At 66.0% G+C, this 21,958-nt stretch carries 21 protein-coding genes; 7 read left to right on the forward strand and 14 right to left on the reverse strand.

The window, feature by feature from the left end; translation table 11 throughout:
• Positions 1-272: 272 nt before the first annotated feature.
• The 3 genes from HHL15_RS02590 to HHL15_RS02600 form a co-directional block, all read right to left on the reverse strand.
• Positions 273-1,556: a TRAP transporter large permease gene (locus tag HHL15_RS02590; protein WP_169144230.1), complete on the reverse strand. Its 1,284-nt coding sequence runs from the start codon at positions 1,554-1,556 to the stop codon at positions 273-275.
• The gene (locus HHL15_RS02595) at positions 1,553-2,245 is read right to left on the reverse strand and encodes a TRAP transporter small permease (protein ID WP_328824984.1); all 693 of its coding nucleotides are present in this window, start codon (positions 2,243-2,245) and stop codon (positions 1,553-1,555) included. Before HHL15_RS02595 ends, HHL15_RS02590 begins: the two co-directional genes overlap by 4 nt.
• Positions 2,246-2,351: 106 nt before the next feature.
• Positions 2,352-3,356 (reverse strand): TRAP transporter substrate-binding protein, encoded by a 1,005-nt coding sequence (locus HHL15_RS02600; RefSeq protein ID WP_169144232.1) that lies wholly within the window; start codon positions 3,354-3,356, stop codon positions 2,352-2,354.
• A 170-nt stretch (positions 3,357-3,526) separates the two neighbouring features.
• Here HHL15_RS02600 and HHL15_RS02605 point away from each other — a divergent pair, with 170 nt between their 5' ends.
• Complete coding sequence (locus HHL15_RS02605) at positions 3,527-5,506, forward strand: sensor histidine kinase (RefSeq protein WP_328824981.1); 1,980 nt, start codon at positions 3,527-3,529, stop codon at positions 5,504-5,506.
• Entirely contained in the window at positions 5,503-6,108 is a 606-nt protein-coding gene (locus HHL15_RS02610; protein ID WP_169144233.1) for a response regulator transcription factor, read from the forward strand. The genes HHL15_RS02605 and HHL15_RS02610 overlap by 4 nt, the downstream gene beginning before the upstream one ends.
• 1 nt (position 6,109) lies before the next feature.
• Here HHL15_RS02610 and tilS read toward each other — a convergent pair whose 3' ends face one another.
• Complete coding sequence (gene tilS, locus HHL15_RS02615; protein WP_235943176.1) at positions 6,110-7,438, reverse strand: tRNA lysidine(34) synthetase TilS; 1,329 nt, start codon at positions 7,436-7,438, stop codon at positions 6,110-6,112.
• On the reverse strand, positions 7,425-8,393 hold the full coding sequence (locus HHL15_RS02620; RefSeq protein WP_169144234.1) for an acetyl-CoA carboxylase carboxyltransferase subunit alpha: 969 nt from the start codon (positions 8,391-8,393) through the stop codon (positions 7,425-7,427). Before HHL15_RS02620 ends, tilS begins: the two co-directional genes overlap by 14 nt.
• Before the next feature lie 156 nt (positions 8,394-8,549).
• On the opposite strand from HHL15_RS02620, the gene murJ reads away from it, so the two are divergent.
• Positions 8,550-10,088: a murein biosynthesis integral membrane protein MurJ gene (murJ, locus tag HHL15_RS02625; RefSeq protein WP_169144235.1), complete on the forward strand. Its 1,539-nt coding sequence runs from the start codon at positions 8,550-8,552 to the stop codon at positions 10,086-10,088.
• 44 nt (positions 10,089-10,132) lie between these two features.
• On the opposite strand, the gene HHL15_RS02630 is transcribed toward murJ, so the two are convergent.
• From HHL15_RS02630 to HHL15_RS02660, 7 genes are all read right to left on the reverse strand, one after another.
• A complete protein-coding gene (locus HHL15_RS02630; protein WP_169144236.1) occupies positions 10,133-11,380 on the reverse strand; it encodes a 6-phosphofructokinase in 1,248 nt (415 codons plus the stop codon).
• Positions 11,381-11,463: 83 nt separating this feature from the next.
• A complete protein-coding gene (adk, locus tag HHL15_RS02635; RefSeq protein WP_169144237.1) occupies positions 11,464-12,117 on the reverse strand; it encodes an adenylate kinase in 654 nt (217 codons plus the stop codon).
• A 47-nt stretch (positions 12,118-12,164) separates the two neighbouring features.
• Positions 12,165-12,938, reverse strand: coding sequence for a 3-deoxy-manno-octulosonate cytidylyltransferase (gene kdsB, locus HHL15_RS02640; protein WP_169144238.1), 774 nt, complete (start codon positions 12,936-12,938; stop codon positions 12,165-12,167).
• A 2-nt stretch (positions 12,939-12,940) separates the two neighbouring features.
• Positions 12,941-13,129, reverse strand: coding sequence for a Trm112 family protein (locus HHL15_RS02645; protein WP_169144239.1), 189 nt, complete (start codon positions 13,127-13,129; stop codon positions 12,941-12,943).
• On the reverse strand, positions 13,110-14,120 hold the full coding sequence (gene lpxK, locus HHL15_RS02650) for a tetraacyldisaccharide 4'-kinase (RefSeq protein ID WP_169144240.1): 1,011 nt from the start codon (positions 14,118-14,120) through the stop codon (positions 13,110-13,112). The genes HHL15_RS02645 and lpxK overlap by 20 nt, the downstream gene beginning before the upstream one ends.
• A 10-nt stretch (positions 14,121-14,130) precedes the next feature.
• A complete protein-coding gene (locus tag HHL15_RS02655; protein WP_169144241.1) occupies positions 14,131-14,553 on the reverse strand; it encodes an ExbD/TolR family protein in 423 nt (140 codons plus the stop codon).
• Positions 14,554-14,562: 9 nt separating this feature from the next.
• Positions 14,563-15,168 carry a MotA/TolQ/ExbB proton channel family protein gene (locus HHL15_RS02660; RefSeq protein ID WP_169144242.1) on the reverse strand — a complete coding sequence of 202 codons (606 nt, stop codon included), beginning with the start codon at positions 15,166-15,168 and terminating at the stop codon, positions 14,563-14,565.
• Between the two features lie 297 nt (positions 15,169-15,465).
• Here HHL15_RS02660 and xseA point away from each other — a divergent pair, with 297 nt between their 5' ends.
• The 4 genes from xseA to HHL15_RS02680 all read left to right on the forward strand — a co-directional run bounded on the left by xseA (position 15,466) and on the right by HHL15_RS02680 (position 19,786).
• Complete coding sequence (xseA, locus tag HHL15_RS02665; RefSeq protein ID WP_169144243.1) at positions 15,466-16,854, forward strand: exodeoxyribonuclease VII large subunit; 1,389 nt, start codon at positions 15,466-15,468, stop codon at positions 16,852-16,854.
• 133 nt (positions 16,855-16,987) lie between these two features.
• Positions 16,988-17,575 carry a superoxide dismutase gene (locus tag HHL15_RS02670; RefSeq protein ID WP_169144244.1) on the forward strand — a complete coding sequence of 196 codons (588 nt, stop codon included), beginning with the start codon at positions 16,988-16,990 and terminating at the stop codon, positions 17,573-17,575.
• Between the two features lie 211 nt (positions 17,576-17,786).
• Positions 17,787-19,040 (forward strand): putative Na+/H+ antiporter, encoded by a 1,254-nt coding sequence (locus tag HHL15_RS02675; RefSeq protein ID WP_169144245.1) that lies wholly within the window; start codon positions 17,787-17,789, stop codon positions 19,038-19,040.
• A 125-nt stretch (positions 19,041-19,165) separates the two neighbouring features.
• Entirely contained in the window at positions 19,166-19,786 is a 621-nt protein-coding gene (locus HHL15_RS02680) for an RBBP9/YdeN family alpha/beta hydrolase (RefSeq protein WP_169144246.1), read from the forward strand.
• A 107-nt stretch (positions 19,787-19,893) separates the two neighbouring features.
• On the opposite strand, the gene HHL15_RS02685 is transcribed toward HHL15_RS02680, so the two are convergent.
• Both HHL15_RS02685 and HHL15_RS02690 read right to left on the reverse strand, forming a co-directional pair.
• On the reverse strand, positions 19,894-20,841 hold the full coding sequence (locus tag HHL15_RS02685) for a CysB family HTH-type transcriptional regulator (protein ID WP_169144247.1): 948 nt from the start codon (positions 20,839-20,841) through the stop codon (positions 19,894-19,896).
• Positions 20,841-21,950 carry a sulfate/molybdate ABC transporter ATP-binding protein gene (locus tag HHL15_RS02690; protein ID WP_169144248.1) on the reverse strand — a complete coding sequence of 370 codons (1,110 nt, stop codon included), beginning with the start codon at positions 21,948-21,950 and terminating at the stop codon, positions 20,841-20,843. The genes HHL15_RS02685 and HHL15_RS02690 overlap by 1 nt, the downstream gene beginning before the upstream one ends.
• Positions 21,951-21,958 lie beyond the last annotated feature (8 nt).

Genomic DNA, 21,958 nt, shown 5'->3' on the forward strand with positions numbered 1-21,958 from the left:
GCTGCGGGGGCGGGTGTGGCTTTGGCCGCCTGCTCGTGCCTTTGCTGGGCGGTTTTCCTTTGATTTACGTTGAATTGGCCGGGATTTCGCCCCGGCCAATTCAAGGTGGAAGAGCGGAAAGCCGCCCAGCAAAACCACCACGCGCGAATGAAAGCCCCCCACACACAAACAAGCCTCCCTACCCGCGTGATTGAGTCCGGAAGGTACCCCACCCCCATCAATGAAAAACGCGCCCCGGAGGGCGCGTTCTTCATTGCGATGCAGCGCTGGGATCACATCATCCCGAGCATCCGCGGGAACCACAGGGACAGGCCCGGCCAGTAGGTGACGATGCCAAGGAAGACCAGCATCGACAGCAGCCACGGCCACACGGCCACCGTGAGCTCGGTGATGCCCATCTTGGTGATGCCCGAGGCCACATACAGATTGAGGCCCACCGGCGGGTGGCACATCCCCACCTCCATGTTCACCACCATGATGATGCCGAAGTGCACCGGGTCGATGCCCAGCTTCATCGCCACCGGGAACAGGATGGGCGCGAAGATCAGGACGATCGACGAGGGCTCCATGAAGTTGCCGGCCAGCAGCAGCAGCACGTTCACCGCCAGCAGGAAGGCGATGGCGCCCAGACCGTTGCCGAGCATCCATTCAGCCAGTGCCTGCGGGATGTTCTCGTTGGTCATGATGAAGGAGAACAGCACCGCGTTGGTGATGATGTAGAGCAGCATCGCCGACATGTTGGCCGAGTTGAGGAGCACCTTCGGCACGTCGCGCAGGGGCATGTCGCGGTACACAAACACGGCCACGATGAAGGCGTACATCGCGCTCATGGCGGCCGCCTCGGTCGGCGTGAACATGCCCGTGTAGATCCCGCCCATCACCACCACGATCAGCAGCAGGCCCCACACCGAGTCCTTGAAGGCCTTGATGCGCTCGGCCACCGAGGCCTTGGGCTGGCGCGGGTAGTCGAACTTGCGGGCACGGTACCAGGTCACCCCGCCGAGCGTTGCAGCCAGCGCCAGGCCGGGCACCACGCCGGCCATGAACAGGGCGCCCACCGAGGTGTTGGTGGCCACCGAGTACATCACCATCACGATCGACGGCGGGATGAGGATGCCCAGCGCGCCGGCGGTGGTGATGATGCCCGCGCCGAACTTGTTGGGGAAACCCGCCTTGACCATGGCCGGCAGCAGGATCGAACCGATGGCCACCACGGTGGCCGGGCTGGAGCCGGAGACGGCGGCAAACAGGGCGCAGGCCAGCACGCCGGCCAGGCCCAGGCCACCATACCAGTGCCCGACCATCGAGCTGGCGAAGTTGATCATCCGCCGGGCCACGCCCCCATGGGTGAGGAAGTTGCCTGCCAGGATGAAGAACGGGATCGCCATGATCTCGAACTTCTCGATGCCGGTGAACAGCTTGAGCGCCACCGACTCGAGCGGCACCTGGGTCATGGTGAACAGGAAGCTCAGCACCGTGAGGCCGAGGGAGATGGAGATCGGCATCCCCGTCAGCATGAGGGCCAGCAGGATCCCGAAGATGATTGCGGCGTTCATTTGCGGTCTCCTTCGCGGTCGCCCAGGGGCTTGTGCTTCAAGTCGTGGGCGTGCAGGTTGTCGTCCAGCGAGTACGGGTTGGCGTCGACCGGCGGCAGTTCATCCTCCAGGCCGTCCACGTGTCCGTGGTCGTGGTGCGGCAACTCGCCGGTCCGCAGGAAACCCCAGGTGACCTGCAGGAAGCGGAAGCACATCAGGCTGGAGCCCAGGGGAATCGCGCTATAGACGATCCAGGTCGGCCATTCGAGATCGGGCGTGGTGGGGCCTTCGGGAATGTCCCCGAGCTCGGCACCGGTGAAGTGCAGGAAGGCGTAGTGGGCGCCGTTCTCCCACACGAAATGGCCACCGAGGGTGGCCACGATGCCGGTGAACAGCGCCCCGGCCAGCAGCCCGAAGACGATGAACTTGGCCCGGTTGCTGTCGTTCAGGCGGTTGATCATCACGTCGACACCGACGTGGATGCCGGTCCGCACGCCATAGGCGGCGCCGAACTTGGCCATCCACACGAACATGATGATGCAGAGCTCCTGGGCCCAGCTGAAGTTGAGGGACAGCAGCCAGTCCTGCAGGCCGGGAATGCTGATCCCGGCCAGATAGCGGTGCACCACGGACAGGAAGATGATGGCCGTGGCACCGCCCATCAGGAAGGTGATGATCCACTCTTCGAGACGATCGAGTATTTTCATGATGAGTCCTCGCAGAGGTATGCGATGGAGAACCCGGGACAAGGCGTCCCGGTCCGCGCCGAGCCCCCGGAACCGGGGGCTCGGCGCTCAGACAAGCGCTACAAGGTGTTCAGAGCTTGGCCGGATCGAAACCGGTTTCCTTGTAGATGGACTGGATCAGATCCTTGCCGATACGCCCTTCCATCTTCTGATGGACCGGCAGCATGGCCTTCTTGAAGGCCAGCTTTTCTTCCTTGGTCGGCACATAGACCTGGGTCTTGCCGCTCTTCTTGATGCCTTCCAGGGACTTGTCGTTCTCTTCCTGGGCGATCTTGTTGGCGTAGGCAGTGGAATCCTTCATCGCCTGTTCAAGCTGGCCGCGCACATCCGCCGGCAGGCCGTCCCAGAACTTCTTGTTGGCGATCACCGCATAGCCGAGGTAACCGTGGTCGGTCACGGTCAGGTGCTTCTGCACCTCGTGCATCTTCTGGGTGAAGGTATTGGAGTGAGGGTTCTCGGTGCCATCCACCACGCCCGTCTGCAGCGCCTGGTACACCTCGGAGAAGGCCATCACCTGCGGCAGGCCACCCACCGAGCGGATTTCCTCCTCGAGCACCTTGGAGGACTGGATGCGCAGCTTCTTGCCCTTCAGGTCGGCCGGCGTGCGGATCGGGGTGTTGGCGGAGAAGGACTTGAAGCCATTGTCCCAGTAGGCGAGGCCGACAATCCCCTTGGGCTCGAGCTTCTTGAGGATGCTGGCGCCCACCGGGCCCTGGGTGATGCGGTGCAGCTCGGAGTAGTCGTCGAAGATGTAGGGGAGGTCGAAGACCTCGAACTCCTTCACCCCCAGGGGGCCGAACTTGGCCAGGGACGGCGCCAGCATCTGCACGGCGCCCAGCTGGAGCGCCTCAAGCTCCTCCTTGTCCTTGTAGAGCGCGCTGTTGGCATAAACTTCAACCTTGACCTTACCCTTGGTCAGCTCTTCGGCGCGCTTCTTGAAATACTCGGAGGCCTTGCCCTTGGGCGTATCGGCAGCCACCACGTGGCTGAACTTGATCACGATGGGGGCCTGGGCCGATGCGCTGGCACAGAAGCCGATGGCGGCCAGGCTGAACAGAACAGTACGCAGCTTCATGTTTGTCTCCGTATAAGAATAATGGCAATCAGAGCGTTCCCCACCTGGAGAAGCCTGCCCCTGAACTATCGTCATCTGCCCGAAGTCCCGATATTGTGGTCATCCGCACTGTGGAAAGTTCCGATGGTGATGCCGGGCCTCTCCGGCAAACAATAAAAACGACCCGATCCGTGATCCTCAATCCCTTGCCTGAATCCGCAGCCCCCTCCCCGCCGCCCAGTTGGTACTGGAGCCTGCCCTATGTCGCAGTGGCCCTGTTCGTGGCCACCATGGCGGCCCTGCTGTGGCTGACCCACCGGCAGGATTCCGAAGAGCAACGCGCCACATTGATCAACGACGTGCTGTGGATGGAGCAGAACCTGTCCTTCCAGTTCGAACGCAACAGTGAGCTGCTTGCCCAGCTCGGCCCCAGCCTGCTCAAGAGCACCGCCCTGGGCGCCACCACCGAAGCCCGGCTCCGCCAGGCCCTGGACGCCGAAAGCGGCCTGGTCCGCCTGCTGTGGCTGCGGGAAGATGGCAGCGTGCGCGGCGCCCAGCCGCCCTACACCGACAGCCACCTGGTCGGCGAGGCCGGCGGCACCTTTCCATCCAGCGCCGCCTACCGCATGTCGCGCGCCCTGGGGCGCCCCAGCTACAGCGATGCCTATGCGGTCATCGACAACCAGACCCAGTTCGAGGTGCACGTTCCCGTCTTCGAAGGCGGGCACTACCTGGGGTCGGTGGTCGGGGTCTACTCGCTCAACAATCTCCTGAGCCGCCAGGTGCCCTGGTGGTTCTCCGAACGCTACCGGGTTTCGGTGACCAACAACCTGGGGGTCGAGATCGCCGCCAAGTCCAAGGTCTCGCCGCTCTCCTCGCTGACTTACGAGATGGCCCTGGACCCGCCCGGGCATGGCCTCACCCTGACGGTGACGGCCTACAAGAGCGAGGTACGCTGGATTTCGCTGCTGCTGATGGGCTCCCTGGGCGTGCTGGCCGCGGCCATCGTATGGAGCCTGTGGCAACTGCGCCGCCACATGCAGCGCCGCCAGGCCGCCGAACACGCACTGCGCGCCGAACACGCCTTCCGCAAGGCCATGGAGGACTCCCTCAACACCGGCATGCGGGCACGCGACCTGAAGGGGCGGATCACCTATGTGAACCCGGCCTTCTGCCGCATGGTGGGCTGGAGCGCCGACGAACTGGTCGGCCTGCTCCCGCCCATGCCCTACTGGGCCCCCGAAGCCCTCGAACACACCCTCACGGTGCATAACATGGTGCTCGGCGGCCAGGCACCGGCGCAGGGCATGGAAATCCGCCTGATGCGCCGCGACGGCGAACGCTTCGACGCCCTGCTGATCGAGGCGCCGCTGATCGACTCAGATGGCAAACACATCGGCTGGATGGGCTCGATGGTGGATGTCACCGAACAGAAGCGCGCCCAGGAACTCGCCCGCCAGCAGCAGGAGCGCCTGCAGGCCACCGCCCGCCTGGTGACCATGGGTGAGATGGCGTCCACCCTGGCCCATGAACTCAACCAGCCCCTGGCAGCCATCTCCAGCTACAACACCGGCTGCCTGAACATGATCGAACACGGCCAGCTGTCACAGACCGAGCTCACCGGCGTCCTCGAGAAGATCGGCAAGCAGGCCCAGCGCGCCGGGCAGATCATCCGACGGATCCACGCCTTCGTGCGGCGCTCGGAGCCCAAGTGCGAGCCGGTGGATCTCAACCTCATCCTGCGCGAGGCGGTGGGCCTGGTGGAGCCGGACGCCCAGCGCCGCGGCGTGCACATCCAGATCGACCTGGAAGAGCCGCTGCCCACCGTGGCCGCCGACCCGGTGATGCTCGAACAGGTGGCCATCAACCTGATCCGCAACGGCATGGATGCCATGGCGGACGTCCCCCGCGAGCACTGCATGCTGAGCCTGAGCACACGCCTGCAGGACGGCATGGTGGTCCTGTCGGTGGCCGACCGGGGCAAGGGCATCCCGCCCGAAGTCGCCGAAAAGCTGTTCGCACCTTTTTTCACCACCAAGGAGGAAGGCATGGGCATGGGTCTCAACATCTGCCGTTCCATCGCCGAATTGCACCGGGGCCGCCTCAGCTTCGAGCCCAATCCGGGTGGTGGTACGATTTTCAACTTCTCGCTGCCCACCCTGCCCTCATGAGCCAAGCCCTCGCCCATATCGTCGATGACGACGAAGCCATCCGTGACGCCCTGACCTGGCTGCTGCGCACCCGCAATGTTGCAGCCCGGACCTGGGCCTCGGCCGAAGAATTCCTGGCCGGCTGGCAGGCCGACTTCCACGGTTGCATCGTGCTCGACATCCGCATGAAGGAGATGAGCGGCCTGGAGTGTTTCGACGCCCTGCTGGAACGCAACAACTCCATGCCGGTGATCTTCCTGACCGGCCATGGCGATGTGCCGATGGCCGTGAGCACACTCAAGAAGGGCGCCTTCGACTTCCTCGAAAAGCCCTTCGACGACAACGCCCTGGTGGATGTGGTGATCCGCGCCATGGAAAGCGACGCGCGCAAGCAGGCCAGCCAGGAGACCCAGGCCACTGTCACCGGGCGCCTGGCCCAGCTCACCCCGCGTGAGCAGGAGGTCATGCAGTTGGTGCTGGCCGGCAAGTTCAACAAGGTCATCGCCGACCAGCTGAACATTTCGATGCGCACCGTGGAAGTGCACCGCTCGCGGGTCTTCGAGAAGATGGGGGTCCGCTCGGCGGTGGAACTGGCCCAGCTGCTGGCGCCGGGCCGCGACTGAATCAGAGCGCGCCGGTCCACCACGGCAATAAACCGGCCTCGCCCGGCGGGCAGCGGAAGGCCGCCGCCACGCCGACGCCGGCCACCCACGCAAGCTGCCCGTCGACCCACAGCAAGGGCAGGCCCGGCCGCTGCCACGGCGGCACGCCGGCTTCCTGGAAGAGATTCTTGAGGCTGCGCGAGGGGCCGCCCGGCTGCAGCACCATGCGCTCGCCGCCGGCGCGCCGGCGCAGCTCGCAAGCACCCTCCGCCAGTCGCGCCGCCGCCAGCCCCTCTCCCCGGGTTGCCAGGAAACGCAGGCTGGCGCCCTGCCAGTCCAGTTCCGCCTGCCCCGTCCAGAGACAGGCCCGGGGCGCCTCGTCAAACCCCCGCCGCTCTATCCACCAGGCGGCCCGATACACGCACACGGCCACCCCGCCCAGCTCGCCCCGCCATCCCTCCTGCGCCGAAGGCAGGCGGAACTGCCGTTCCAGTTCGCTCAGGCGCTCTTCGTCGGGCAAGGCTTCCCCGGCCATGGCCAGCACACGGCGCAGCACATTGCGCAAACGGGAGGCGCTCAGCGCCCATGCCGGCGCCACGCCATAGCGCCCGTCGGCCAGGCGCATGGCGGCCAGATCCAGGTCGGCCAGATCGTCGAGCAGCGCGGCCCCCTCGTCCAACAGCCGGGCACTGCGCGCCAGGCTGGCCGCCGCAGCGGGAAAGCGCGTCTCGAGCAGGGGCAGCGCCCGCAGGCGCAGGAAATTGCGGGAGAAGGTGTCGTCCGCGTTGCTGGGGTCTTCGATCCAGCCCAGCCCGTGGCTCAGGGCATAAGCCTGCAGGGTGGCACGCGGCACCTCCAGCAAGGGGCGCCACACCGCAGCCCCCTCCCCCCGCGAGGCAAAGGGGCGCATGCCCGCCCCACCCTTCACACCAGCCCCGCGCAAGAGCCTGAACAGCACCGTCTCGGCCTGGTCGTTGCGATGTTGGGCAAGGACCAGCAGGGCGTCGTCTCCCGGCGGGCTCAGGGCCTGCCGGCGTGCGTCGCGGGCGGCCGCCTCCAGCCCGCCGGGATGCCGGCGATCGACCTGCACGTCGAACTGCTCGAAAACCACCCCCAGCCCGCCGCAGAATGCCCGGCAATGCTCACCCCACGCCTCCGAGCCCGCCACCAGCCCATGGCTGACATGGGCTGCGGACAGCACAAAGCCGAACTCCTCGCGGAGCCCGGCCAGCACATGCAGCAATACGGTGGAATCGAGCCCGCCGCTGAAACCGACACGCAGTCGGGGAAACGGGCCCGGAAGCCGTCGCCATTGCGCGGCGACGGTGGCGTGCAGCTCAGTCGACGGCAATTTCCTTGAACTTGCCGTAGCTCATGAGGCGCTCGAAACGGCGCTCCAGCAATTCGGACGGCGACAGCTCCGAAACCTGGCGCAGGGCGTCCTGCAGGGCCCGCTTGAGGCTCTGGGCCATGGCACGATGGTCGCGATGGGCGCCGCCCACCGGCTCATTGACGACCTTGTCGATCAGGCCCAGGGATTTGAGGCGCGAGGCGGTGATGCCCATGGTCTCGGCCGCATCCGGTGCGCGCTCGGCGCTCTTCCACAGGATGGAGGCGCAGCCCTCCGGCGAGATCACCGAGTAGGTGGAGTACTGCAGCATCAGGGTCTGGTCGCCCACCGCGATGGCCAGGGCACCGCCCGAGCCGCCTTCGCCGATGATGGTGCAGATCAGCGGCACCTTGAGCTCGGCCATCAGGTAGAGGTTGTGGCCGATGGCCTCGGACTGCCCCCGCTCTTCGGCGTCGATGCCCGGATAGGCGCCCGGCGTGTCAACGAAGGTGAACACCGGCAGGCCGAACTTCTCGGCCAGCTTCATCAGGCGCATGGCCTTTCGATAGCCCTCGGGGCGCGGCATGCCGAAGTTGCGGAAGATCTTTTCCTTGGTGTCGCGGCCCTTCTGGTGGCCGATCACCATGCAGGACTGCCCGTTGAAGCGGGCCAGGCCGCCGACAATGGCCTTGTCGTCGGCAAAGCTCCGGTCACCGTGGAGCTCTTCAAAATCGGTGAAGATGTGCTGGGCGTAATCGAGGGTGTAGGGCCGCTGCGGGTGACGCGCCACCAGGGCGCACTGCCAGGGTGTCAGCTTGCCGTATATCTCCTTGGTCAGGCCGTAGTTCTTCTGCTCGAGGCGGGCGATCTCCTCGGAAATATCGACGGCCGAATCGTCCTGCACAAAGCGTAGTTCTTCGATCTTTGCCTCAAGCTCCGCAATAGGCTGTTCAAAATCTAGGAACGTGGTTTTCATCAGGGCAAGCTCGTAAAAAATTTGGCGCATTTTACCCCATCGTCCCCTTCCCGGGCGCCGAAGGCCGCAAGACGCGGAAAATCGCATTGCTGCGGAGCGGCATAAGCCGCTAACATCGTCCGCCTTTGCCCCCGGAAACCCGCCCCAATGGCCTCGATGAACCTCCTCCGCGCACTTGCCACAGTCAGCGGAATGACGTTGCTCTCCCGGATCCTGGGTTTCGTCCGGGATTTCGTGCAGGCCCGCGCCTTTGGCGCCGGTATCGAGATGGATGCCTTCGTGGTGGCCTTCCGGCTGCCCAACCTGCTGCGCCGCATGTTCGCCGAGGGCGCCTTCTCCCAGGCCTTCGTGCCCATCCTCGCCGAATACAAGAACAAGCGCGGACCGGATGAAACCCGCCGCCTGCTCGACCACGTGGCGAGCATCCTGGGTGTGGTGGTGCTGCTGGTGTCCGTCATCGGGGCCTTTGCCGCGCCGGCCATCATCTATGCCACGGCGCCGGGCTTCTCGGCCGATGCAGAGAAGTTCGAGCTCACCGTACAGCTTACCCGCATCACCTTCCCCTACATCTTCTTCATGTCCCTGGTGGCGCTGGCCGGTGGCGTGCTCAATACCTGGAGCCGCTTCGCCATTCCGGCCTTCACGCCGGTGCTGCTGAACCTGTCCTTCATCGCCATGGCCTTGCTGGCGGCGCCGTATTTCGACCCGCCCATCCTGGTCCTGGGCTGGGCCGTGTTCATCGGCGGGCTGGCTCAGGTGCTGCTGCAGATCCGGCCGCTGGCACAGATCGGCATGCTGCCGCGCTTCTCGCTGGACTTCTCCGACCCGGGCGTGCGCCGCATCCTCAAACTGATGGCGCCGGCGATCCTGGGGGTCTCGGTGAGCCAGATCTCGCTGCTGATCAACACCGTCTTTGCGTCCTTCCTGCCCAGCGGCAGCGTGTCCTGGCTGTATTACGCCGACCGCCTGATGGAGTTTCCGGCGGGTATGCTCGGCGTGGCGCTGGGGACCATCCTGCTGCCCAGCCTGTCCAAGATGCACGCCGACGAGAACCCCGCGGAGTTCTCCGCCCTGCTGGACTGGGGCCTGCGCCTTACCCTGATGCTCACCCTGCCGGCCTCCCTCGGGCTGGCCCTGCTGGCCGTCCCGCTGATCAGCACCCTCTTCCACCACGGCGCCTTCGGTGCCGAGGACGTGCTGCAGACCCGGACCGCCCTGATGGCCTACAGCCTGGGCCTCACCGGCCTGATCCTGGTCAAGGTGCTGGCCCCCGCCTTCTACTCCCGCCAGGACGTGCGTACGCCGGTGCGCATCGGCATCATTTCCCTGATCCTCACCCAGCTCATGAACCTGGTCTTCGTCGGCCCGCTGCAGCACGCCGGCCTGGCCCTGTCCATCGGCCTCGCCTCATGCATCAACGCCGGCATGCTCTACCGGGGCCTGCGCAAGCGTGGCGTGTACAACCCGCTGCCGGGCTGGGGACTCTTCACCGGCAAGCTGCTGGCGGCGCTGCTGGTGCTGGGTGTGGCGGTGTTCTTCACCTCCGGCAGCGACAGCCAATGGCTGCACATGGGCAGCGGCGAGCGGGTGATCCGCCTGGTGGCGCTGGTGGTGGGCGGCATCGGCATCTATTTTGCCGTGCTGTTCGCGCTGGGCTTCCGGGTCGCCGACTTCCGGCGCCGCAGCCACGCCTGAACACATTCACCCACCCTCGCCGGGATCGGCGGGGCGTGCGGGCTTCAGGGCTGCCAGCCCGGCAGGTGGGGCGGCTCCAGCGGCAGATCGAGATGCAGGTAGTCCGGCAGGCCGTCCACGAAACGGGGCGGATCCTCGCCGGCGATCAGAGGCCGGCACCAGGCCCGGAAATCGTCACTGACCCCAAAGCCATCCTTCGCAATGAAGTCCGGCGGCAGCTTGCGCTCCAGGTTGGCCACCTTCTCGAAAGGCAACTGGATGGTGCGCCAGCGGTAGGGATGGCCGGAGATCCGCTTGATGCCGATCACCCCGCAACTGCCAGCCAGCGCGCGCCTCACCGCGGCCTTCCCGACAGCGAAGGCCTGCGCCGTGTCGGTCTTGGAGGCGATGTGGCGGGCCGCCCGCTGCAGGTAGTCGGCCACCGCGTAATGCACCTTGTAGCCCAGGCTCGAGGCGATGCGGTCGGCGATCACCTCCCCCGCTCCCCCCAGCTGGATGTAGCCCTTGTTCTCCCGCTGCATGGCGAGGATCCGGCCATCCGGCCCGCGCAGCCCTTCCGCCACCACGATGGCGCAGGCACCGACCCGCTCCACCACCGCCTGCACCCGACGCATGAAGGCGGGCTCGTCGAAGGGCACCTCGGGCAACAAGATCAGGTGAGGCGCCTGTCCCGGGCCTTCTGCGGCCAGGGCGCAGGCCCCGGCCAGCCATCCGGCATTGCGTCCCATCACCTCGAGCACGAAGGCCCGCCCGCCGGAGGTGGTCATGGCGGCGAGGTCCAGGCCCACCTCGCGCACCGAGGTGGCCAGGTACTTGGCGGCCGAACCGAAACCGGGGCAGCAGTCGGTGTGTACGATGTCGTTGTCGATAGTCTTGGGCACCCCGACCACGGTCAGCGGGTAGCCACGGGCATCCGCCTCGGCCTGGATCTGCCGGCAGGTCTCCATCGAGCCGTTGCCGCCGTTGTAGAGGAAATACGCCACCTCATGGGCTGCCAGCACGGCAAATAGACGATCGTACTGGGCCGGATTGCGCTCCGCCGGATCGAGATCGAAGCGGCACGAGCCGAAAGCCCCGCCGGGCGTGGCCCGCAGGCGGGCCAGGTCGTTGTCGGAGATGCCGGCCGTATCCACCAGGATTTCCCGCAGGACACCGAGAATTCCATTGCGGGCAGCAAACACCCGGCCGATCCGCTCACCGACCTCCCGGGCCGTGGTGATCACACCGGCCGCCGACGCATTGATGACGGCGGTCACCCCACCCGATTGTGCGTACAGCAGATTCTTCGCCATGCCATCTCCCAGACCCGTTGCAGGGTGTGCAAAAAAGAAGGGCCGACCTTTTCAGGCCGGCCCCGCGCGCTGCTCGACGCAGATTACTTCAGCGCGTCGATGGCGCGGTCGCGGATCTCTTCGACCTTGCCCAGGCCGGCGATCTTGCGATATTTCGGTGCATTGGCGTCGCCATTGGCCGCCCAGTCCGAGTAGTAGGCCACCAGGGGCTTGGTCTGGGAGTGGTAGACGTCCAGGCGCTTCTTGACGGTTTCTTCCTTGTCGTCGTCACGCTGGATCAGCGGTTCGCCGGTTTCGTCGTCTTTGCCTTCCGCCTTGGGCGGGTTGAATTTGACGTGATAGGTGCGGCCGGAAGCCACGTGCACCCGGCGACCGGACATGCGGCCGATGATCTCTTCATCGGGCACATCGATCTCGAGCACGAAATCGATGGGCACGCCGGCGGCCTTCATGGCCTCGGCTTGGGGAATGGTGCGCGGAAAGCCGTCGAACATGTAGCCAGACTGGCAGTCGGCTTCCTTCAGACGGTCCTTGACCAGGCCGATGATGATGCCATCCGACACCAGACCACCTGCGTCCATGACCTTCTTGGCCTCGATGCCCAGCGGGGTGCCGGCCTTGACCGCGGCGCGCAGCATGTCACCCGTGGAAATCTGCGGAATACCGAACTTTTCCTTGATGAAATTGGCCTGGGTACCTTTGCCGGCGCCCGGCGGTCCCAACAGAATCAGACGCATGTCATTCCCTCCTCTGGTTATTGTCGATGCGACATGGGATTGCGAAACTATCGCGAAACTTCCGCAAGGTCAAACACCCGGCGGACACGTTCCAGATCTTCGGCGGTATCCACGCCGGCAGGCGGCGCGTGATCCAGCACCATCACCCGGATGGGATATCCATGGGCCATGGCGCGCAGTTGTTCGAGGGCTTCCCACTGCTCCAGCGGCGACGGCGCCAGCGTGGAGTAGCGCTTCAGGAAGCCGGCCCGATAAGCATACAGACCGATGTGGCGGTAGGCCGGCAGGCCCGCCGGCAGCACGCTGCGATCGGCGGCGAAGGCGTCCCGTGCCCAGGGAATCGGCGCCCGCGAGAAGTACAGGGCGCGATTGCGGGCGTCCAGCACCAGCTTCACCACATTGGGGTTGAAGAACTCTTCCGGCGACTCGAGGGGATGGCAGGCCGTGGCGATGGCTGCCTCCGGGTCGGCGGCCAGCTCGGCGGCGGCCTGCCCGATCAGGGCCGGCGGGATCAGCGGCTCGTCGCCCTGGACATTCACCACCACCACATCGTCGGCCCAGCCCAGGCGGGTTGCCACCTCGGCCAGCCTGTCGGTACCGGAAGGATGATCGGCGGACGTCAGGATGACCTGCCCGCCGGCCTTCTCGACCACTTCGGCTATGCCCGGATGGTCGGTGGCCACCCACACTTCATCGGCGCCGGCCTGCTGCGCCCGGTCGAGGACGCGCAGGATCATCGGCTTGCCGATGATGTCCAGCAGCGGCTTGCCCGGCAGCCGGCTCGAGGAATGCCGGGCCGGCACGACGATCTTGAAAGCCATCTTCAGCGCGACTGGGCGACTTCGTCGTCGCTGAGCGGGCGGGCCTCGTCCTCGAGCATCACCGGGATGCCGTCACGGATCGGATAAGCCAGGCGGGCGCTGACGCTCCACAGCTCCTGCTTGTCCTTGTGGAAGTCGAGCGGCCCCTTGGTAATCGGGCACACCAGGATTTCAAGCAGTCGGGGGTCCATCAAGCATCTCCACAATCAATTCTGCCGCGCCCGGCGCAATCTGCACACGGACCGGCCACACCCAGCAGTCCGCTGGGGCGAAAGCCCGGCATTTTACCGCATCCTTCTCGGTCATCAGAAGCACATCACCATCCGGAATGCTCAGATCCTTCGCCGTAAAAGCATGATGATCCGGAAAAGGACGCCGTTCGATGCTCAAGCCGAGCGTCTCGAGCTGCCGGAAGAAGCGTTCCGGCTGGCCGATGCCGGCCAGCGCGTGCACGCGTCGTCCATGAAAGGCCTCGGGCAGGCAACGCTCGGAGCGGTCGGCCAGGCGCTCGAAGAAGCGGCCCTGCAGATGAAAGGGGAACACCGGAACCGGCTGCAGGGCCGCCCGCAGGCCGGCTGACAGCGGGCCATGCGCCAGCACCAGCGCGCTGCGCCGAACCCGCCCCACCCCTTCCCGCAGGGGGCCGGCCGGCAGGGGCAGGCGGTTGCCCAGGGTGGTTTCATCCAGCACCACTAGTTCCACATCCCGGGCGAGTCGGTAGTGCTGCAGGCCATCATCGGCGATCAGCACATTCACTTGGGGGTGGGCGGCCAGCAGGGCCCGGCCCGCAGCGGGCCGGTCACGCCCGACAAACACCGGACAAGCGGAGAGCGCCGCCATCAGGACAGGCTCGTCCCCGAACAGGGCTGGATCGCCCGCCGGGTCGACCTCCGCCACACCCTCCACCGAACCGCCATAGCCGCGACTGACGATGCCCGGCCGGTAACCGCGATGACGCAGTTCGTCGGCCAGCCACAGGGCGACCGGCGTCTTGCCGCTGCCGCCGACGGCGATGTTGCCCACCACCACAACCGGTACAGGCAGTTGTCCAGTCTTCAGCATGCCCCAGGCAAACAGCCTGCGGCGCAGCCAGACCAGCCCGCTGAAGATCAGTGAAAGAGGAAGAAGACAGAGCGCCGGCACGCCCCGGTGCCGCCAGAAACCCGGGGCGCTGCGCGGCATCGGCGCGAAATCAGCGCTGGATCGCCTGGGTGGCGAAGGAGATATGCACGAAGCCGGCCTGCTGGGCCGCCTGCATCACGTCGATGACGCGCTGGTGGGCCGCCTTGGCATCGGCATTGATGATCACCACGGGGTCCTTGGCGCCGGGCGACACCACGGCCTGCATGGCGGCCGCGATGGCCCCGATGCCGGAGCCGCTGACCGGGCGCTTGTTGATCACCACCTCGCCCGCCGCCGTGACCGCCACGTTGATCTCCGCCGGCTTGTCGGCCGAGGCCTGGGCGTCGGCGGTAGGCAGGTTGATCTCGAGACCCGCGAAGCGCGAGTAGGTCGTGGTGAGCATCAGGAAGATGATGATCACCAGCAGGATGTCGATCATCGGGATCAGGTTGATCTCCGGCTCCTCGCGGGAGCGGCCACGGCCGAAATTCATGGCAGGACCTCAGCGGCGATCGCCGTGGACGACTTCGACCAGGCGGATGGCCTGCTGCTCCATCTCGATCACCATGCCGTCCACGGTGGAACGGAAGTGACGCCAGAAGATCATGCTCGGGATGGCGATCACCAGGCCGAAGCCGGTGTTGTAGAGGGCGATGGAGATGCCGTGGGCCAGCTGCTGGGGGTTGGAACCACCGGGCGCCTGGGAACCGAAGATCTCGATCATGCCCACCACGGTGCCGAACAGCCCCATCAGCGGGCTGATCGAGGCGATGGTGCCGAGGGTGGTGAGGAAACGCTCCAGGTCGTGACTGACGGCCCGGCCGGACTCCTCGATGGATTCCTTCATGATCTCGCGGGAGCTGCGGATGTTGCGCAGTCCGGCGGCCAGCACCCGGCCGAGGGGTGAGCTGAGGGCCACACGGTTGATCATCTCGGGCGTAGGGGCAGCCTGACGCAGCTCGCCCACCACCTTGTCGACCAGGCCATCGGGAAGAATGCGCTGGCGGCGCAGGGTGATCAGGCGCTCGATGATGAGTGCGGTGGCCACGATGGATGCAAACAACAACGGCCAGATCGGCCAGCCTGCGGCCTGGATGATGGCAAACACTCGAGCACTCCTGCGAATCGAATCAAGCTCGTGAATGTAACCCGCTCCGTGGGTGCTGGCAACATGGAGACAAGCCCAGACAATCCACAAAATCTGTGGATAACTTTGTGGATTGTTGCCCGGGGACGCCCCTAAACCCGCAGTTTGTAAGGCTTTTTAGTGGTCGGATCAAAAATTAAGCCGCAGGCACAATTCATTAAAATCAATTACTTAGCGTTTTTTCGGCAAGTCAAGGCCGAAAAACGGTTTTTTTTGTGAACGAAGCGCACGGTGTGGATTTCGGTAGAATCCACCCCCATGAATTTCCCTCAAAGCAGCGCTGCAAAAGGGGCCGCCGGGGCCACGGGGACGCCGGAAGTCGTCTCCGTGTCATGGCTGAACCGGGCCGCCCGCGAGGCCCTGGAAGGCAGCTTCCCGCTGATGTGGATCGCCGGCGAGGTATCGACGCTGACCCGCGCAGCCTCCGGGCACCTCTACTTCACCCTCAAGGACGAACAGGCCCAGGTGCGCTGCACCATGTGGCGCAACCGCGCCCAGAGCCTGCCCTTCAAGGTCGAGCACGGCATGCGGGTCGAGGTCCGCGCGTTGGTCACCCTGTTTGAGCCCCGAGGCGATTTCCAACTCAGCGTCGAGTCCATCCGCCAGGCCGGCATGGGCAACCTGTATGAAGCCTTCCTCCGCCTCAAGGCGCGCCTGGAGGCGGAAGGGCTGTTCGATCCGGCCATCAAGCGCACACCGCCGCCCTTCCCGCGGGGCATCGCGGTGGTCACCTCGCCCCAGGCCGCGGCCTGGCGGGACGTCACGGCCGCACTCGCCCGCCGCGCCGCCCATGTGCCGGTGACCCTCTACCCGAGCCAGGTCCAGGGCGACACCGCACCGGCCCAGATCGCCGCGGCCATCGGCCTGGCCGGCAGCCGGGCCGCCGCCGACGGAAACGAGGTGCTGCTGCTGGTGCGCGGTGGTGGCAGCCTCGAGGACCTGGCCGCCTTCAATGACGAGAGGGTGGCCCGCGCGATCCGCGCCTGTCCGCTGCCCGTGGTGGTGGGCGTCGGTCACGAGACCGACATCGGCATCGCCGACTTCGCTGCCGACCTGCGTGCCGCCACCCCCACGGCCGCCGCCGAACTGGTGACCGCCGCCTACATGGAGTGGCGGGAGCGCGCGGGGCAACTGGCCGTGCGTCTCAGGCGCGCAATGGAGCGCCGCGTGGAAAGCGCCGCCCAGCGCCTCGACCGCGCTGCAACGCGCCTCACCCACCCACGCCAGCGCCTCGAAGCCAGCCGCATGCGCCTGACGATTCTCGAGCAGGCCCTGCGCAGTCGCCTGGATCGCCGTCTCGGCGACGGACGCAGCCGCCTGGCCGCCCTGCAGTTGCGCCTCAGCGCCCGTCGCCCCACCCCGGAAGCCCTGACAGTGCGCCTGAACTCCCTGGCCGCACGTCTGCAAAGGGCCACCCGGCAGCAGCTCGACGTCCGCCAGGCCAGGTTGACGGCCCTGCAGCAGCACCTCGCCCACCTTGATCCGCGGGGCGTGCTGGCGCGCGGCTATACCATCACTCGCGATGCCCACGGCCGGATCGCCCGCAATGCAGACGCGCTCACACCGGGCAGCGCCATCCGGATCGAATTTGCCAACGGAGAAGTGGGTGCCACCGTCGATCCCCGGCAGGATCGCCTGGATCTCTGACTAGCCCCATGGAAACCCTTGCCTGGCGCCGATCGGCGGCAGACAATCGGCAATTCTTGGCGCATTATTGTGTAGAAAACCTAATCCCGACTAGAATAGTCGGGCAATTTCCCAAACCCCGGAGAACATCAACATGGCTCACACCCTGCCCGAACTGCCCTACGCCAAGAACGCCCTGGCCCCGCACCTGTCCGAGGAAACCTTCGATTACCACTACGCCAAGCATCACAATGCCTATGTGGTCAATCTGAACAACCTGATCCCGGGCACCGAATACGAAAACCTGTCCATCGAAGAGACCTTCCTCAAGGCCCCGGCCGGCGGCATCTACAACAACGCCGCCCAGGTGTGGAACCACACCTTCTTCTGGAGCTGCATGAAGCCGAACGGCGGCGGCGCTCCGACCGGTGCGCTGGCTGACGCCATCAACGCCAAGTGGGGTTCCTTCGACGAGTTCAAGAAGGCCTTCCAGGCTTCCGCCGTGGGCAACTTCGGCTCCGGCTGGACCTGGCTGGTGAAAAAGGCCGACGGCACCGTCGACATCGCCAACACCGGCGCTGCCGGCAACCCGCTCAAGACCGGCGAAGGCAAGCCCCTGCTGACCATCGACGTGTGGGAACACGCCTACTACATCGATTACCGCAACCTGCGCCCGAAGTTCGTGGAAACCTTCCTGAACAGCCTGGCCAACTGGGACTTCGCTTCCGCCAACTTCGCCTGAGCCCTGCGGCGGCCCGTGGATCCCGCGTGATCCCCGGCCACGCCGCAGCAGTCGATCCGACAGCCCTGCTTCGCCCCTGGCAGCAGGGCTGTCGACATTCAGCCCCCCCGCACAAGCGGGGATTGCGTCTCGCCCGCCGGGCATCGAGACCCGCCAGACAACGCCACTGCCGAGATGCCGGCAGGCGTGAAGATCCGACGAGGACACCCGCATGACCCCGACGACCATCCAGCTGCTTGGCGCGATCCTGTTCGCCATCGCAATCCTTCACACCTTCGCCACCAAGTTCTTCGAGCGCCTGGCCCATGCCGAACCCCGGCACGCCGGCCTGTGGCACCTGCTCGGCGAGGTCGAGGTGGTCTTCGGCTTCTGGGCGATGGTGCTGATGATCGCCTTCTTCGCCATCGAAGGCTCAACACCGGCCATTGAATACATCGAGTCGCGCAACTTCACCGAACCGATGTTCGTGTTTGCGATCATGGTCATCGCCGGTACCCGCCCCATCCTCAACAGCGCCTCGCTGATCGTCAGCCTGCTTGCCCGCGCCCTGCCCCTGGGGGGCTCCGCCGGCACCTACCTCACGGTACTGACCCTGGTTCCCTTGCTTGGCTCTTTCATCACCGAGCCCGCCGCGATGACCCTCGCCGCCCTGATCCTGCGAGACCAGTTCTTCACCCGCGGGTTGTCCGCGAGGTTGATGTACGCCACCCTCGGCGTGCTTTTTGTGAACATTTCCATCGGCGGCACCCTGACCCCCTTTGCCGCACCACCGGTGCTCATGGTGGCGGCCAAGTGGGAGTGGAACACCGCCTTCATGTTGTCCGCCTTCGGCTGGAAGGCCGCCATTGCGGTCGTGATCAACGCTGCCGCCACAACCCTGCTGTTCCATCGGGAGCTGTCCGCCCTGTCGCCGATCGGCCGCCAGGGCGCACGCAGCCCCCTGGTGCTGACGGCCGTGCATGTGCTGTTCCTCGTCGGCGTGGTGGTCTTCGCCCACCATCCGGCCCTCTTCCTGGGACTGTTCCTGTTCTTCCTGGGCGTGGCCCATGCCTACACCGAACACCAGGACCGCCTGATCCTCAAGGAAGGCCTGCTGGTGGCCTTCTTCCTGGCCGGGCTGGTGGTGCTGGGCGGGCAGCAGCAGTGGTGGCTCCAGCCCTTGCTGATGAGCATGAGCAGCAGCGCGGTGTTCGTCGGCGCCACGGTCCTCACCGCCTTCACCGACAACGCCGCGCTGACCTATCTCGGTTCGCTGGTGGAAGGCCTGTCGGACGACTTCAAGTACGCCCTGGTGGCCGGCGCCGTCACCGGCGGTGGCCTGACCATCATCGCCAACGCGCCCAACCCGGCGGGGGTCTCCATCCTCAAGGGCAGCTTCGCCGACGAGTCGGTCAATCCCGGTGGCCTGGCGCTGGCCGCGCTCGCTCCCACCCTGGTGGCGGCTGCAGCCTTCGCCCTGCTGTAGGGGCAAGAGGTCTATCCCTCCGTCCGGATAAGCTTAGGCGGATTAAATGGTTCATTCGCTGGTGGGAGCCGACTAGACTGCACAGCACGCGACCACCTCCGTCGCGGCGATCCGGAGCCTCCACCTTGCGGTACACCATTCTCATCGTTCCCGGCTTTCATGGCAGCGGCCCGGCCCACTGGCAGAGCTGGCTGCAAGACCGCGTGGCCCAGGCCCGGCGGGTGGACGGCATCGACTGGGAGCGCCCCGTGCTCGCCGACTGGGCGGCCGCGGTGGGCCGCAGCATCGACGCGGCCCCCGGCCCAGTGCTGGTGGTGGCCCACAGCTTCGGCTGCCTGGCATCGGTACGTGCCGCGGCCAGGCGCCAGCATCGGGTGGCCGGGCTGATGCTGGTCGCCCCGGCCGACCCCGAACGCTTCGGCCCGGCCGGTCTCCGCGACCAGGATCGGGAGCCCGGACAACAGAGTGTCGCCGCCCACATTCCCGACAGCCCCCTCGGAGTGCCCAGCCTGGTCGTGGCGAGCACCAACGATCCGTGGGTACGCCTCTCATCAGCCGCCTACTGGGCCGACCGATGGGGCAGTCTGCTGGTCAATGTCGGAGCGGCCGGCCACATCAACGTGGATTCGGGTCACGGCCCCTGGCCCCGCGGCCTCGAGCTGCTCGACGCACTTCATGCCACCTGCGACGGGCTGCCGCTGGGCAGCATCAACGAGCGTCCCGGCCAGCAGGCTGCTGCCCACTGATTCCGGAGGTCGTACCGCCATTGGTGGAACCCCGCCAGATGCGGCGAGGCCCGGACAGCAGGCATGCCGGTCCGGGCCTCGATGTGTGAGGGAACTCGCCCGGTCGATCAGAACTCCGGACCGTAGCCCTCCTTGTCCGGCCGCAGAGCGGCACGCACCACGACTTCGCTCAGGGATTCCGCGCACAACTCGATGAAACGGTAGGCAAAGCCGCGCAGGAAGTGCCCGCGTCGCACCGCGATGCGGGTGATGTTCTCCTCGAACAGGTGGCTGCTCGGCAACATGTGCAGGCCCTGGTCCCGGTTCGGGTCGTAGGCCATCGACGCCACGATCCCCACGCCCAGCCCCAGCTCCACGTAGGCCTTGATCACGTCCGCATCGAGGGCCGACATCACCACGTCGGGCGTCAGTCCGGCCTTGGCGAAGGTCTCGTCGATCTTCGCCCGGCCGGTGAAGCCTTCGTGATAGGTGATCACCGGATGCTCGGCAATCGCTTCCAGGGTGAGCGGCTCGACCGACTCCAGCGGATGGCCGACCGGCACGATCACCGAATGGTGCCAGCCGTAATACGGGAAGGACACGAAGTCGGGCACCCCTGCGAGGGACTCCGTTGCAATGCCGATATCGGCACGACCGTCCTGCAGCATGGTGACGATCTCCGTCGGGCTGGCCTGGTGCAGCACCAGGTGCACCTTCGGGAAGGCCTGCTTGAACTGGGTGACCACCCGCGGCAGCGCATAACGTGCCTGGGTGTGGGTGGTCACCACGGTGAGCTGGCCGTGGTCCTTGTTGCTGAACTGCTCGGCGATGCTCTTGATGTTGCGGGCATCCATGAGCATGCGATCCACGATGTGGACCAGCTCCTGGCCCGGCTCGGTCAGGCCGAGCAGGCGCTTGCCCTTGCGGATGAAAAGTTCGAGGCCGAGCTCGTCCTCGAGGTCCTTGATGTGCTTCGACACGCCTGACTGAGAGGTGAACAAGGCATTGGCCACCTCCGTCAGGTTGAAATTGCGGCGCACCGTCTCGTGGATGATGCGCAATTGCTGAAAATTCATCAGATCACCCAGTTTGGCGCCTGGCTGGCGCCACTTGCAGCAGCATTACGTTCAAAAACCCTGAGGCGGGAGGGTACCAGACGAACGGCCTGACCTTCCTCCAGCCCCAGTCGGGCGACCTCGGCGCGGGTGATCTCCACCTCGAAAACCTCGCCCGTGGAGCCATTCAGGCCATCCAGCTCGACCCGGGCCGTCACACCAAAGGCCAGGATGCGGCTGATCTTCGCGGCCACCCCACCGGCCTCGCTGCCATCCACCACGATGTCGATCTCGTGCGGGCGGGCAAAGGCGAACACCTCGGAGCCGTGGGCAAGGTCCACCTTGCCCGGCGCCAGCCGGTCCTCACCCACATGCACCGCCTCGCCTTCGACGCGGCCGTGAAAGAGGTTCACCGAGCCCAGGAAGCTGTACACGAAGGGCGATGCCGGGTGGCGATAGACCTCTTCCGGAGTGCCCACCTGCTCGACCTTGCCATGGTCCATCAGCACTACCCGGTCGGCCACTTCCAGCGCCTCTTCCTGATCGTGGGTGACGAAGATCGAGGTGATGTGCAGCTCATCGTGCAGGCGGCGCAGCCAGCGGCGCAGCTCCTTGCGCACCTTGGCATCGAGGGCGCCGAAGGGCTCGTCGAGGAGCAGCACCCGCGGCTCCACGGCCAGGGCGCGGGCCAGCGCAATGCGCTGGCGCTGGCCGCCGGACAGCTGGCTCGGGAAACGGTCGGCCACCCAGTCGAGCTGGACCAGCTTGAGCAGCTCCAGCACCTTGGCCTTGATCGCCTTCTCCGACGGGCGCGTGGCGCGCGGCTTCATGCGCATGCCGAAGGCCACGTTGTCGAAGACGGTCATGTGGCGGAACAGGGCGTAGTGCTGGAACACGAAACCCACCTGACGCTCGCGCACATGGGTGTCCGACGCGTCCTGCCCTTCCAGCAGCACCTGGCCGCTGTCGGCCGACTCCAGCCCGGCGATGATGCGCAGCAGGGTGGTCTTGCCGCAACCGGAGGGGCCCAGCAGGGCCACCAGCTCGCCGGTGGGAAAGTCGAGGGACACGTCCTGCAGCGCCGTGAAGCTGCCGAACTGCTTGCGGATGTTATTGACCTGGATGCTCATCTGTTCAT

The organism is Zoogloea dura (assembly GCF_012927165.1).
Classification (GTDB): domain Bacteria; phylum Pseudomonadota; class Gammaproteobacteria; order Burkholderiales; family Rhodocyclaceae; genus Zoogloea; species Zoogloea dura.

Bases quoted from the DNA above. Each gene is read 5' to 3' on its own strand.
- HHL15_RS02590 (WP_169144230.1), bottom strand. From the start codon at position 1,556: ATGAACGCCGCAATCATCTTCGGGATCCTGCTGGCCCTCATGCTGACG.
- HHL15_RS02600 (WP_169144232.1), bottom strand. From the start codon at position 3,356: ATGAAGCTGCGTACTGTTCTGTTCAGCCTGGCCGCCATCGGCTTCTGT.
- HHL15_RS02610 (WP_169144233.1), top strand. From the start codon at position 5,503: ATGAGCCAAGCCCTCGCCCATATCGTCGATGACGACGAAGCCATCCGT.
- HHL15_RS02620 (WP_169144234.1), bottom strand. From the start codon at position 8,393: ATGAAAACCACGTTCCTAGATTTTGAACAGCCTATTGCGGAGCTTGAG.
- murJ (WP_169144235.1), top strand. From the start codon at position 8,550: ATGAACCTCCTCCGCGCACTTGCCACAGTCAGCGGAATGACGTTGCTC.
- HHL15_RS02630 (WP_169144236.1), bottom strand. From the start codon at position 11,380: ATGGCGAAGAATCTGCTGTACGCACAATCGGGTGGGGTGACCGCCGTC.
- adk (WP_169144237.1), bottom strand. From the start codon at position 12,117: ATGCGTCTGATTCTGTTGGGACCGCCGGGCGCCGGCAAAGGTACCCAG.
- kdsB (WP_169144238.1), bottom strand. From the start codon at position 12,938: ATGGCTTTCAAGATCGTCGTGCCGGCCCGGCATTCCTCGAGCCGGCTG.
- HHL15_RS02645 (WP_169144239.1), bottom strand. From the start codon at position 13,129: ATGGACCCCCGACTGCTTGAAATCCTGGTGTGCCCGATTACCAAGGGG.
- lpxK (WP_169144240.1), bottom strand. From the start codon at position 14,120: ATGCCGCGCAGCGCCCCGGGTTTCTGGCGGCACCGGGGCGTGCCGGCG.
- HHL15_RS02655 (WP_169144241.1), bottom strand. From the start codon at position 14,553: ATGAATTTCGGCCGTGGCCGCTCCCGCGAGGAGCCGGAGATCAACCTG.
- xseA (WP_169144243.1), top strand. From the start codon at position 15,466: ATGAATTTCCCTCAAAGCAGCGCTGCAAAAGGGGCCGCCGGGGCCACG.
- HHL15_RS02670 (WP_169144244.1), top strand. From the start codon at position 16,988: ATGGCTCACACCCTGCCCGAACTGCCCTACGCCAAGAACGCCCTGGCC.
- HHL15_RS02675 (WP_169144245.1), top strand. From the start codon at position 17,787: ATGACCCCGACGACCATCCAGCTGCTTGGCGCGATCCTGTTCGCCATC.
- HHL15_RS02685 (WP_169144247.1), bottom strand. From the start codon at position 20,841: ATGAATTTTCAGCAATTGCGCATCATCCACGAGACGGTGCGCCGCAAT.
- HHL15_RS02690 (WP_169144248.1), bottom strand. From the start codon at position 21,950: ATGAGCATCCAGGTCAATAACATCCGCAAGCAGTTCGGCAGCTTCACG.